The sequence below is a fragment of the Pseudomonas sp. ANT_H12B genome (assembly GCF_008369325.1).
Taxonomy (GTDB): Bacteria; Pseudomonadota; Gammaproteobacteria; order Pseudomonadales; family Pseudomonadaceae; genus Aquipseudomonas.
Map to the genome: position 1 here is coordinate 165,047 of NZ_VOBI01000003.1, position 12,263 is coordinate 177,309.

At 54.6% G+C, this 12,263-nt stretch carries 10 protein-coding genes and 1 pseudogene; 6 read left to right on the forward strand and 5 right to left on the reverse strand.

From position 1 onward, the window contains the following. Nucleotides 1-97: 97 nt before the first annotated feature. From FQ185_RS06000 to FQ185_RS06010, 3 genes are all read right to left on the reverse strand, one after another. On the reverse strand, nucleotides 98-1,534 hold the full coding sequence (locus tag FQ185_RS06000) for an IS1182 family transposase (protein ID WP_149416705.1): 1,437 nt from the start codon (nucleotides 1,532-1,534) through the stop codon (nucleotides 98-100). Between the two features lie 124 nt (nucleotides 1,535-1,658). Further along, nucleotides 1,659-2,063 (reverse strand): hypothetical protein, encoded by a 405-nt coding sequence (locus FQ185_RS06005; RefSeq protein WP_149416706.1) that lies wholly within the window; start codon nucleotides 2,061-2,063, stop codon nucleotides 1,659-1,661. Between the two features lie 87 nt (nucleotides 2,064-2,150). Next, a complete protein-coding gene (locus FQ185_RS06010) occupies nucleotides 2,151-3,044 on the reverse strand; it encodes a LysR family transcriptional regulator (RefSeq protein ID WP_149416707.1) in 894 nt (297 codons plus the stop codon). Between the two features lie 96 nt (nucleotides 3,045-3,140). On the opposite strand from FQ185_RS06010, the gene FQ185_RS06015 reads away from it, so the two are divergent. From FQ185_RS06015 to FQ185_RS06035, 5 genes are all read left to right on the forward strand, one after another. After that, nucleotides 3,141-4,310 carry an alpha/beta hydrolase gene (locus FQ185_RS06015; protein ID WP_218575882.1) on the forward strand — a complete coding sequence of 390 codons (1,170 nt, stop codon included), beginning with the start codon at nucleotides 3,141-3,143 and terminating at the stop codon, nucleotides 4,308-4,310. Nucleotides 4,311-4,357: 47 nt separating this feature from the next. Continuing rightward, on the forward strand, nucleotides 4,358-4,648 hold the full coding sequence (locus FQ185_RS06020; RefSeq protein WP_256730377.1) for a transposase family protein: 291 nt from the start codon (nucleotides 4,358-4,360) through the stop codon (nucleotides 4,646-4,648). Further along, nucleotides 4,627-5,448, forward strand: coding sequence for a VWA domain-containing protein (locus tag FQ185_RS06025; RefSeq protein WP_149416708.1), 822 nt, complete (start codon nucleotides 4,627-4,629; stop codon nucleotides 5,446-5,448). Before FQ185_RS06020 ends, FQ185_RS06025 begins: the two co-directional genes overlap by 22 nt. A 12-nt stretch (nucleotides 5,449-5,460) precedes the next feature. Further along, on the forward strand, nucleotides 5,461-6,744 hold the full coding sequence (locus FQ185_RS06030) for a VWA domain-containing protein (protein WP_149416709.1): 1,284 nt from the start codon (nucleotides 5,461-5,463) through the stop codon (nucleotides 6,742-6,744). A gap of 365 nt (nucleotides 6,745-7,109) precedes the next feature. Next, complete coding sequence (locus tag FQ185_RS06035) at nucleotides 7,110-7,298, forward strand: hypothetical protein (RefSeq protein WP_149416710.1); 189 nt, start codon at nucleotides 7,110-7,112, stop codon at nucleotides 7,296-7,298. Nucleotides 7,299-7,674: 376 nt separating this feature from the next. On the opposite strand, the gene FQ185_RS06040 is transcribed toward FQ185_RS06035, so the two are convergent. Beyond that, complete coding sequence (locus FQ185_RS06040; protein ID WP_149416711.1) at nucleotides 7,675-8,340, reverse strand: hypothetical protein; 666 nt, start codon at nucleotides 8,338-8,340, stop codon at nucleotides 7,675-7,677. 416 nt (nucleotides 8,341-8,756) lie between these two features. Here FQ185_RS06040 and FQ185_RS06045 point away from each other — a divergent pair. Further along, a pseudogene (locus FQ185_RS06045) lies at nucleotides 8,757-9,634 on the forward strand (IS3 family transposase); the annotation flags it as partial. 785 nt (nucleotides 9,635-10,419) lie between these two features. On the opposite strand, the gene FQ185_RS06055 reads toward FQ185_RS06045, so the two are convergent. Then, nucleotides 10,420-11,400: an integrase domain-containing protein gene (locus FQ185_RS06055; RefSeq protein ID WP_149416712.1), complete on the reverse strand. Its 981-nt coding sequence runs from the start codon at nucleotides 11,398-11,400 to the stop codon at nucleotides 10,420-10,422. Between the last annotated feature and the right edge of the window lie 863 nt (nucleotides 11,401-12,263).

Here is a 12,263-nt window from a genome sequence, read left to right on the forward strand (position 1 = left end):
CGCGAATTACCTTAGTCAGCTACATAGACGTTCGTAATGCCGTTTGGGCCGCGTCAGCGGCCCAAACGGCCCCTAACGGGCGAGCAAGCGGCTGAATTCAAGCCCTAATCGCCTCAATCAGTCCTGCGATACCGAAGATACTCATCATTCGTTTGAGGTTGTAGGCGAGCACATGAAGGCTCATCTCAGTGCTCACCCTTGGCAGGGTTTTGGTCAGGAAGTGGGTACTTCCCATCCAGTACTTGAGCGTTCCAAAAGGATGTTCAACGGTCTGTCGACGAACCCTCATCATCGCTGGATCATGTTCTAGCCGAACCTGCATCGCGTCGACTACAGCCTCATGCTCCCAGCGCTTCACACGGCGCTCCTTTCCCGTCGTACATTGCTTTTGCATTGAGCAGGACTGGCAGCCCGAGAAGTAGTAACAATGCAATAACATGCCGTCTTCCATCGACGAATGCCGCCTGGTTAGTAACTGCCCCGCAGGGCATCGATACTCGTCCGACGCAATAAGATAGATGAAATCCTGCTTGCCGAATCTGCCTTCGGCTTTGCTGCCAGATGTGAGGGGTTTCGGTACGTAGGTAGTGATGCCGGCTTGCTCGCAAGCAAGGATTTCCAGACCTTTGTAATAGCCTCGGTCGGCAACCACCGTTAGCGATTCAGCCTCGATTTCTTCACGCGCCTGGTTCGCCATATTGCTCAGTTGCCCACGATCATTACCAACGTTGGTCACCTCATGGGCAATGATCAGATGGTGTTTGTCGTCGACAGCTGTTTGTACGTTGTAGCCAACCGTTCCGGTGCCTCGGCCGCTCGTGGCCATTGAGCGTGCATCTGGGTCTGTGAGGGAGATCTGCTGGTCTGGACTTTCGTGCAGCTGCACCTCGATTTCCTTGAGTTTCTGCATCTGTTTTTTCAGTGTTTCTATCTTTTCTTTAAGCCGCTCTGCTTTGGCCTCGGCCACTTCGGGCGTTGCCCGATCCGCCGAATCCATCGCCGCCAGATAGCGATCAATGCTCTGCTCGATCTGCTGCATGCGTGCCTTCACCTTGCCCTGAGTGAAGTTGCGGTCGCGATTATTGACGGCTTTGAATTTGCTGCCGTCGATGGCGATGATCGATTGGGAGAAGAGATTGAGGTTGCGACAAAGCACTACGAACTGGCGGCATACGCTGCGAATGGCTTTGCCGTTATCTTTGCGAAAGTCGGCAATGGTTTTGAAGTCCGGAGCCAAACGCCCCGTTAGCCACATCAACTCGACGTTGCGCTCGGCCTCACGCTCAAGCCTGCGGCTGGACTGAATCCGATTCAGGTAGCCGTAAATATAGATCTTCAGCAAGACCGCTGGGTGGTAGGCCGGACGACCCGTTGCGGCAGGATCGACGCCCTCAAAACCAAGTGCGCCCAGGTCGAGTTCATCGACGAAAACATCGACCACGCGCACTGGATTTTCTTCGGCTACGTAATCGTCCAGACACTCTGGCAGCAACGTCACTTGCGTCCGAGCCTCACCTTCAATAAATCGCTTCATGATCGCCCCCGATACGATCTAGACGATCAAAAGATTAGACAAACACTGGCGTTTTCACCCGGTCTGGTCGACTGCTAGCTGTCATGAAAAGCCGTTTCGATCTAAACAACCCCCGCCATCGTCTCTAGAGCGATGATCGGTCGACACCTTGTACAATCTCGCTTGTTACAAAACCCACCCCGCAATGATCGCAATAAAACCCATCAACCAGCTGCTCCAGCGGCGCTGCTTTCAGAAGAGCAGGCTTGCATTCATCAACTGCTAGCTGATCCAAGCGTTGATAGCCTGCTTTTTCTTCCCCATTGAAGCGTTTTTTTGGGCTTGCTGCCCCTATCAGAATTCCCTTTGGTCTGACGTGTTGGACGGATCCACAGCGGGGGCAGGATTCCATAGGTTTATGGTTCATGGCATGGCCTGATCTGAGAGGGGTGAGAGTAATGATACCGATGAACTCAAGAAATCCTTTAACCAATGTCGTAAGAACTGACTTCCAGAGCAGCGAAGATGATTCCGAATCTACGGACTTCACGTAGAGACGCCCCGTCCCTATCGATGCTGACGTTTTCACACAGCCTGGACCCATAGCAGACGTTGCCGCGCGTCGAATGTAGAAGGCTCAGCTTCTATATTTCAGCGCCTCCACCAATGCAGAAAAGGCGGGAGACTCCTGGTGTCTGTTGGGGTAATACAAATGGTAACCCTGAAACTCAGGGCACCAGTCGGCCAAGACTTCTTTGAGTCGGCCGTCGGCCAGATATGGTGCTACCAATTCCTCTGGTACGTAGGCCAAGCCAACGCCATCAACGGCGGCATTGAGTACATGCATGATGCTGTTGAAAACAAGTTGCCCATCTGCCTTGACGGTAAAAGCCTGACCATTCCTTTCAAATTCCCATGCGTAGATCGCCCCTGATGGTCTGTGTCGGATATTCACGCAGTCATGCCCGGTCAACTCATGGGGGGTTGTTGGTGCCGGGTTGCGTTCGAAATATTCTGGAGAGCCCACCACAGCCAACCGCCAATCCGGCCCTATGCGAACGGCGATCATGTCTTTGCTGATCGATTCGCCCATGCGAATGCCAGCATCAAATCGCTCCTCGACCACGTTGGTGAATCCATAGTCGACGTAGAACTCCAGTGTGATATCCGGGTAGCTCTTCAGGAAGCTTGCAAGCATCGGCCGAATGCACAACTCAATCTGATCATCAGTACAGGAAATACGAATCGTGCCACTGGGCTTGTCCCGCAGCTCGCCCAGCGCTTCAAGCTCGGCGGTGATCTGATCAAAAAGCGGAGCGATCGAGCGCATCAATCTTTCTCCCGCCTCTGTGGGCGACACATTGCGTGTCGTGCGGGCCAGCAGTCGTATCCCCAGTCTTTGTTCAAGTGCCCGGATCGTATGACTCAGCGCAGAAGGAGTAATGCCCAGTTTGGCGGCGGCTTTCGTAAAGCTTTGATCTCGCGCCACCGCCAGAAAAGCTTGGAGATCGTTGACTTTGGTATTGGCCATTACTGAGTTTTTCTCAAAACTACATGAAGATTACGCCTACTAATCAAGATATCTCTAATCCGTCAAGCTCTGTCACCTATCTGGAACGGAGTACTGATGATGAGCGAGACACCTATAACTCTTCTTGAAGCTACAGAAGCCTTGGACTCTCCAGGGCTTGATCGGCGCGCATTCGTAAAGGCCACCGGCGTCAGCATTGCGGCTCTGGGCGTCCTTTCAGTCGCAGGCGGTTCTGCCTTAGCAGCTGACTCGAAAAGCGCTGTCAGCCCGCCGGAAGGCGCCGACAATTTTTACAAAAGCGACAAGGTCACCGTGCAAAAGGTGACCTTCAAGAACTCATACAATCTTCAAATTGTGGGCAATCTTGTAACGCCCAAAAATCTGGCTAGAAACGCTAAAGCGCCTGCAATTATCGTCGGTCATCCCATGGGAGCAGTCAAAGAGCAAAGCTCCATGCTCTATGCACAAAAGCTGGCGGAACAAGGCTTCATCACGCTGGCGATTGACTTGCCTTTCTGGGGAGAGAGTGAGGGCCTGCCTCGTAACCAGGTTGCCCCCGAAATGTATGCTGACGCATTCAGTGCCGCCGTTGACTACCTTGGCACGCGGGACTTTATCGATCGCAACCGTATCGGCGTACTGGGTATCTGTGGCAGCGGTGGCTTTGCCATCAGTGCGGCCAAGATGGATCTGCGTTTGAAAGCCGTGGCCACCGTCAGCATGTACGACATGGGCGCCGTCACGCGTCATGGTCTGAGGCACTCCGTGACTGTCGAGCAACGCCAGGCCATGCTCGCCAAAGCCGCCGAGCAACGCTATGACGAGTTCTCTACCGGAACATTGCAATTTCTGAACTATCTGCCTGCGCAGCCTGGCAAGGAAACCGACCCGGTAACTCGCGAGTTTTGGGACTTCTATCGCACGCCACGCGGCATCTATATCCCTCATGGCAGTACGTTGGAACTGACGCAAAACCGCGCCTTGACCAGTGAAGTCAGGTTCGTGAATTTCTATCCATTCAACGATATCGAAACGATTTCCCCGCGTCCGCTGCTGTTCATATCCGGCGATCAGGCGCACTCCAGAGAGTTCAGCGAGGACGCCTACCAACGCGCCGCCGAACCTAAGGAACTGGCCTGGGTTCCCGGCGCGGGTCACGTGGATCTGTACGACCGCGTGAACTTGATCCCCTGGACCAAGCTCGCCGCCTTTTTTATGGTTCTTCACGGAATCCCGGGAAACACAGAAACAAGAACGCCGATTTGATTGATGATGTTCGTGCGAGCAAACACATCTAACAAACCGGCGTTCTTATGCGCGATATTAATACTTTCCTTCCTTTTTGGGAGGGCTTTTCTGTCGTCACGATCAAGCCTGATGGCGACGCGCTTCAGATCGACCTGATTCCCCACACCACCCGATTCCCTTCCTGTAGCGGCTGCCAAAAACCCTGTTCAACCACGCATGAGTATTGCGAGCGAACCGTGCGCGATTTACCGATTCTCGGCCGTGCGGTGCGCCTCAGCGTGTTGCTCAGGCGTGTTGGCTGTCGTGACTGCGGTAAACGTATGGAGGCCGTCAGTTGGCTGGACCGCTACCAGTAGCCAAGGTTCGCCGCCGATGGATCTGGTTGCCGTGGCTCCTGTTGCCGCTGCTGGCGTTACTGGCACTTCTGGCAGCACTGTGGTTTGGCTGGCCTTACCTGCAGCGTTGGTTCGACACTGAACCTGCAAAGCCCTTTGCCTGCAGCAAGGACCCAAAGATGCAACCACCAGAACTGTCCGTGGTGCTCGATACTTCCGGCTCAATGCAGCTGAGTGTCGATGCCACGCTGGAGGACGAGCAGTGGTTCTTCGAGAACCAGAAAAACCCGACCGCAGACCCTGTGCGCATGGCCAAAATCACTCACGGCCCGCTGCGTATGGAAGTGGCCAAACACTCCCTGACGCAAATGGTCAACGACCTGCACCCCGCCATCGATATGCGCATCGTGACGTTCGACGGATGCCGCGCACCGGTCGACCACGGGGAGTTCAACCTGGCCCAGCGACCGGCATTGATCCAGGGCATTCAGGGCCTGGTTGCCGACGATGGCACAGCACTGAGCGCCAGCCTGGAAACCGCCGCCAGTACCATGAACGGCCGTGACCGAGATGGCGTGATCGTGATGTTCGTCGACGGTGCCGACGGCTGCGGACGCAATGTTTGCGAGGTGGCACAGCGCATCGCCCAAGAGCAGCCGCGATTGAAGGTCAACCTGATCAACATCAGTAACAACAGCCTGGCGGACTGCATCGCCGACAGCACCGGTGGCCAGGTCTATTCGGCGAACAATGCGTCGCAGTTGGCCGTAGCGCTTGAGCAGGCCAGTCAGGATGTATCCGCCAATGCCAACTGCAATTAGAGAAGCACAAACATGCAGCGAGTAGTTCGCGATACACAGGCCAGCAAGGAGGCAGCCGCAACGCTTGAGGAGACGGTGGCAGTAATTCGTCAGCACTTCCCGCCCAGTATCGCCCACTTGTATGCCATACGGCGTCAGGGCCGTGACGGGGTACTGGAGTGGTGGTCGGAACTGGCAGGCCAACCGCACCTGTATACCAGCCTTGATCGTCAGCAACAGGCAACCCTGCTGCAGCTCTATGAAGAACGTCAGGCCGCCGTGGCACAGCTTGCCCAGGAGCTCGCTAGGCGCGGTCAGGCTGGCTCCGCTGCAGCGCTTAACTCGCTGGTAGGCCCACCGGACCTGAACAACCTGTACAGCGTTAATGGCGAGCCACTGGTCATTCGCTGGGGGCAACCCGCTCCGGCTCCGGCCCCCAAGCCCGCCCCCGTGTCGTCCAAAACACCTGAACCCGTTGTCGCCATTCCCGCGCCAGCCCCAAAACCGATCACTGCGCGCCCGGTAGCGCGCCGTCGGCGTGTGGTGCTCTGGCCGTGGTTGCTGGCGTTGTTGCTGCTGGCTCTGCTGTATTGGCTGTACCTCTACTGGCCCACGCTACGTCAATACTGGCAAACGGCAACGGCGCCAACCGCCTGTACACCAGGCCAGGCTTTCCAGCCGTCGGAGTTTGCCGTTGTACTCGACACGTCCGGTTCGATGGATACGCGGATCCGGGTCAAGCGTGAAGACGAACAGTGGTACATCAGCCTGCTAAGCAAAGTGCCGTTTCTGGAAGAGTTTCTGCCTTCTGACAAGCGTCAGCGAGTGACACGCATGGATGTCGCTAAAACCGCCCTTGGTAGCGTGATTGGCGATCTGGACAAGGGCATCAACATGCGCCTGGTCACCTTCGATGGTTGCCGAACTCCCGTGAACCATGGCGTATTTGATCCGTCTCAGCGCAATGACCTGATCGAGCGGATCAACCACCTGCGACCGTCCGGCGGTACCGGGCTGGGCATTAGTCTTGAAGAGGCTGCCAGGCAGATGAACGGTCACGATCGCGACGGCGTGATCGTCATGTTCGTCGACGGACGCGACAGTTGCGGACGGAGCGTGTGTGAAGTGTCGCAACAGATTGCCCAGACACAACCACGACTGCGAATCAACGTAGTCAACATCAGCGTCAGCACCGGCTCCAATTGCGCCGCAGAAAATACCGGCGGGCGGGTCTACACCGCCAATGATGCCGCCGCCGTGGCTAGCGCACTACAGGAAGCCAGCCAGGAGGTTTCAAGCTCGTCGGGCTGTAACTGAAGCAACGTATGCGCAGTGCACCTGCTGTACGTAGGCCAAGGGGCGATGAGTGCCAGATTTTTTGTCGTATGCCTGAAATTACTGGCCGTTTAGACGTCTTGGGAAATACCCTACTCGATCTGTCGATGCCCATCTGATCGTCCCTGGGAAATCTTGACTCTAGGCTGCTGCGCGTCGCCGACATCTTAGCGATCGGGTGTGGTAACCCGGAGTGGTTCAATCCCATGCGGCCTATGGCAGTTGTGCGCGGGAGGCTTTCGAGCCTACCGGGTTCGGGATTCCCCCGGTTTACCACTCCGCGTGCAGCTGCCACCCATTCGTGTGGTAATGGATGAATGTGTCAGCTCCACTTATGGAATCTCGACATGAAGAAAATCGTCCTCGACCCACCGCTAGAAAAACCCATAGAAACTGCCTACACCGTCTTCGGCAATTGCCAGACCGGGCACTCTCCCCTGTTCGCTGTCTGCTCCGATGTCGCCGCCCATGACGCGCTGGTGCACATCTTTATATCTAAGCTGTGTCCCGTCCTGAATAAGGTTTACACCTTCTGACCCATTCTCAGGAGGGAGTAATGAGTACGCGAGAAAGGCGCAGTCAGCGTGATTACACGCTGACCTTTAAATTGTCGGTCGTCGCTCAGGTCGAAAAAGGCGAGTTGAGTTATGCGAAATTGCGCTCCACTTGACCACCCGTTTGCATTCGACCTGACCAGTCACTTGCATTCGTTCTGACCAGCGATTGCATCGGATTTGACCAACACGCGTTGTAACCATGATCGGCAGAGAACGGCCAAAAGTGGCCAGTCAGCAATGGTTGCGTTCTCCAGCTTCGCTACCCTCGCTGAGGAAAAGCACGCTGCAAAGCGGCCTCAGCTGCCTTTCACGAAATCCTGCTTCGTCCTCCCGCGGACACTCTGCTCAGGTTGTTTCATTGATTGCGCTGATGATTACTATCGAACGGCTTGCCTGTTTGGTTGCTTCTCTGGTAAGCAGCCGTTGCAATAAACACTACGGAAATGTCGTACATTACATCGCCACCTCTCGTTGTTTTATAGATATTACAGCGCATTTTTCCCTCTCCCCGAAGAGGAATTACCTTAATATCCCCTCCATTCCGGCTCTTGGTTCGACCTAGGTCCAACGGCGCAGAAACCAGCTCTCCCGTCTCAATCTTGGCAATCACAAGATCCCTCGGTATCGTTGCGAACGACCTTTGCCTTGTTTGTTGGTACAAAGAATTGAGTCCCCGGGCAATCAGACTCACACACATCTCATCCACCTGCGTCTTGAGCGTTTTGCCATCCTTCCTGGGGGGCCACCGCACAAAGTCTCCTTGAAGAGTTGAAACTTCTTTCTTTAGCAAATTTGCACCTTCTGGTCGAAATCCAGGGGCATCCGCAGCGAAAACATAGGTAACCATCGGGTGAAAAGTTGAGGCCAATAAACGTGAATTGCTGTTGGCGAGACTCTGTTTTACATACGCCTCTGTATACCATCGAGCCTCAACCAATACTCTATTTTTGTCGTTTTCCGCGTAGGCTCCATTGAGGACGGCCAAGGAAAAAACGGTTGTAGCAATCACGCCGAAGTTCATGTGAGATCCTTTCTGGTTTTGATCATGTTAGCCGGCCGATATGTAGACAACCGTACGCCAGCAGCAGTTGAGTGAAATTCCCGTAGATTACAGGCGCAGCCCTAGTTCCGTCTCGACCGATTTTTGTCTGCCATAACAGGCCGCTTTGGCTCCAGGCTGTGTGAAAACGCATGCGCCGTTTTGAAGTCTGCGTCGCTACATAAAATCTGCCAGCGTTTGGTTAACCAGCAGACCGAAAAGTTGCATAGGACCGCGATTTTCGGCCCCATCCTGACTATCAAACGTGCTCTAAAACGTTTTCACACAGCCTGGGTCGTTCTCCGCCAGTCATTTCCACTAATCGTGCTGGTCAAATCCGATGCAAATGACTGGTCAGGTCGAATGCAAATGGGTGGGCAAGTCCGTGCAATTACCCAAGTTATAAAGAGGCTCAAGAGCGCTATGGCATTCAGGGTAAAACCACCGTACTGAACTGGTTACGCAGGCATGGTCGGGAGGACTGGAGTCAAGGCGCGTCCATTCACTCCAAGAGACCCCGTTCCATGGATGAGCCCGGTAAACCGCTGACACCCGAACAGCGAATCAAAGAGCTTGAAGAAAGGCTTGCTCAAGCCAACCAGAAAGCTCAGTTTTTCGAAGCAGTCGTTGATTTTTTGAAGAACAACTTCGGTGTTTCTGTCGTAAAAAAGCGATCCGGCAAGTCCTCTCCCAAGGGCAGATCCAAGACCTGAGCATCAGTCGGGATTGCCAGTTCATGGGGATTTCCCGTCAGGCTTATTACAAGCGCAACCGGGCGTGTGATGCCCGGGCCCGTCATGCCCAGGACGTGATGGGATTCGTGAGGGAAAAGCGACTTAGGCAGCCGCGCCTTGGCACCCGAAAACGTCACAATCTAATCCGCACTGAGCCAGAAGTGTCTGTAAAGGTGGGTCGAGACCGTTTATTCGATATCTTGCGAGATCGGCGCGAACTGGTTCCCCGCAGACGGGCCTATCACAGAACGACAGACAGCCATCATCGCTTCCGCCGGCATCCAAACCTGCTCAAAGATGGGCCGACTCAGGTAGTCGCCAAGGCGCCAGAGCAAGTATGGGATGCGGACATCACCTACTTACCGACGCAAACGGGTGTGGCCTATCTGAGTTTGATCACCGATGCGTACTCCCGAAAAATCGTAGGGCACCATGTCCATGAAGGCTTGCACACCGAATCGGTGATCCAGGCGTTTAACAAAGCCCTCAAGCAGCGGACAACGGAGCAACGTTCGGTGCATCACTCGGATATGAGTCTGCGCCAAGTGCATGTAACGCGCAAAGACCGACGTCCTAGGGATTTATCACCGGAAATTCATGCTTCTGCAGACGAGTGGCTCATGAAAAATTTCGGTGTTTTCTACCGGAGCCAGTCAGTATTTGTGACTTCAGATTTAAATGTTGCTATTGCATATGCAGACTCTCCAGCGCATGTTGCGAGAGTAGTGCCAATTGATAACTATAGTTTTTGCTAGTCAAAACAACTGAGAAATATGATGGAATTATTCATCGGCGGGGTTGTTATCCGCAGGGTTCATCAGGAGCTTGATGCGGCAGGCTATACGGAGTCGGATTTGTCGTCCGCGCATTCAAGTGGCCATGAAGTTATGCTTTTCTGCGACTCATATTTATCAATCCCTCAAAATTTATTATAAAAACGGGGCCAGGCCACGGTGTTTCGATAGACACATGCGGCAACGTCCTCGCACCAAGTGGTGACGGGAAGTAGCGCGCCGCTGAACGGAACGAAGTGCTTCCCCTTGCTTCGCTCGGTATTGCCTAGAGGCCGAACTGCCACGATCTTCCCAGCCGCTTCGTGAGCAACCGCATAGTCAGCACAAAATAATAGCGGGTTGATTGCGCATGCCCATTCAGGCGGTGATTTAAAAACCATACAAGATGCTTCTGCTGCCACGTCCACGGACTATCTCGATGCCAGCGATCGGTAATAGCGGCCTGGATGGCCTTGGCTTGCCGAATATGGCGGAAGCGCGTGGCATGTGACCCACTCCGCCTGCCAAAAACAGCTCCATATCGAACGCTATGGTCATGCCCGTCCACCGATGTACGTCGATGTTATGTCGATACGTCCGTGACCCAACTCATAACTGATTTGCATACGAGCCTGACGATCTAAACGTGGGTCTAGCTGAAAGTAATGACCGCCATTAACGGGCGCAAGATATTGTGTGATTTGCTCATAGCGCTCACACGCATAGGCCGCCCGTAATTCGTGGAAGCCTCTGAGATTATGTGCATGCAGAATGTCCCGCACGGGCCGGACGACTGCCCGTTGAAAATCCCGGTAGCTTTCGCCAGGCGCCAGCAGATTACGACTACCAACGGGTGAGACATATTCGGCGTAGCCCAATGCTTCGCAAACATGATAACTGGTGACTATCCAGCGAGGTGCTGTTGCTCCCGAACGACCTCCTTTGGTGCCTTCCTGAATATTGATCCTGCCAAGTTGTTCCGCTTCTCGTTTCAAGCGCACTAGGTCTGCCAGGATTGCTTCGCGCAAGCGCATCCCGGTCGCTCTCGCCAGTTTGACAATGGCCGTAGCACGCGGCATCTGATGCTCGCCGAGGGTCTTGATGATGTCTTCAACCCGCTCACGATTTTGACCTTGTGGCGCGGACGTGCGAACTGCCATCCGCTGTAAGCCCAGCGCCTTGCTCGGGCTTGGCGTTTTCACTGCCTGATCACCGCGAAGCGCGGCCAGGGTGCGGTTGACTGTGGATAGCCGATTTTGCGCCGTCGCTATGGCTAGCTCGCCGCGCTCGACCTGCTGCCGTAAATGTTGGGCATAGTCGCGCAAGGTCTGTCGATCAATCTGCCGCGCATCATTAAACCCAGGTCCAGCGTCTGATCGACACCAGCATGCAAACGCCCGCCAACGGTCACTGTGCGCCTTGACCGTGCCGTAATGCCCGCCGCCAAACAGGTCTTTCAACGCCTGTGGCCCGGCATAACTCAGTTGGCGGCCATAGCCAAAATTCCGTCCATCCCTTTTGCCTACCAATGCCATGATCAAACTCCTCTCGAAGCTAAACCCTTAAAACCTTTCCCCACGTCATCCCGCCAAAGAATGTTTAGTGTTATCTGGGATCAAGGCCCCTGCGACCTGTGAGGGTTGTCCTCTAACGTGGGACTGGCGGCTCTTTACGACCGGGAGCTTGGGCATCTCATGATCTGGCCTCCTGAACACTTCCGAAGACGTGGGCGGGTGGAGGCTGCGCTGGCTGACGAGACCAACGCCGCGAGATCCTGAGTTAGGTAAAAGCAATGATGCGATGACCGGGGCATGCCTGACTGTCAGTCAGGTGCAGTCAATTCCTTGGGCTGCGGCACCATCATCTGCATCGCTGTTGCTGGTGACTTCGGTGTTTGTCACGCCGATTGTCACGAGGGGGAATGCCGCAAAGCCTTGTACGAGTTGGGCTGCAGTAGCGGTACGAGCGCCCGTCTCTTTCCAGAAGAAAGAGACGGGCGCAGGTTGGCGCAAGGAAATGGCCAAGCGGATAGGTTGCTGCAGGGCAGCTATGAAAGGGATGAGTTGCCGCAGTGGGCACACTGGTAAAAGTAGACATCCATCACATCGCTGTGACCGTGCGAGCCGCCGGACGCTAATCGCACTTTGGGAGAACCACCACAGATGTGGCGTAGCCTTAAAGGCTCTGGCTACCTGGGTTGCTGTCAACGACAGCGCTTTGCCCGATCTTTTCTACGCCTGTGGATAATTCGAGTCAAGGCTCGAATTTTCGGGAGTTCTGAGGCTGTGGATGAAATTATCCATCGGTGGAAATCAGTGGTTTTCCACAGATAGTTGCGTGGGCTTTAGATTTTTTAAGTGAGGTCCATCCAAGCAAGGGCGGCTTTGCAGCCCTGTTT

Bases quoted from the DNA above. Each gene is read 5' to 3' on its own strand.
- FQ185_RS06000 (WP_149416705.1), bottom strand. From the start codon at position 1,534: ATGAAGCGATTTATTGAAGGTGAGGCTCGGACGCAAGTGACGTTGCTG.
- FQ185_RS06010 (WP_149416707.1), bottom strand. From the start codon at position 3,044: ATGGCCAATACCAAAGTCAACGATCTCCAAGCTTTTCTGGCGGTGGCG.
- FQ185_RS06015 (WP_218575882.1), top strand. From the start codon at position 3,141: ATGATGAGCGAGACACCTATAACTCTTCTTGAAGCTACAGAAGCCTTG.
- FQ185_RS06020 (WP_256730377.1), top strand. From the start codon at position 4,358: ATGCGCGATATTAATACTTTCCTTCCTTTTTGGGAGGGCTTTTCTGTC.
- FQ185_RS06030 (WP_149416709.1), top strand. From the start codon at position 5,461: ATGCAGCGAGTAGTTCGCGATACACAGGCCAGCAAGGAGGCAGCCGCA.
- FQ185_RS06035 (WP_149416710.1), top strand. From the start codon at position 7,110: ATGAAGAAAATCGTCCTCGACCCACCGCTAGAAAAACCCATAGAAACT.
- FQ185_RS06040 (WP_149416711.1), bottom strand. From the start codon at position 8,340: ATGAACTTCGGCGTGATTGCTACAACCGTTTTTTCCTTGGCCGTCCTC.
- FQ185_RS06055 (WP_149416712.1), bottom strand. From the start codon at position 11,400: ATGGCATTGGTAGGCAAAAGGGATGGACGGAATTTTGGCTATGGCCGC.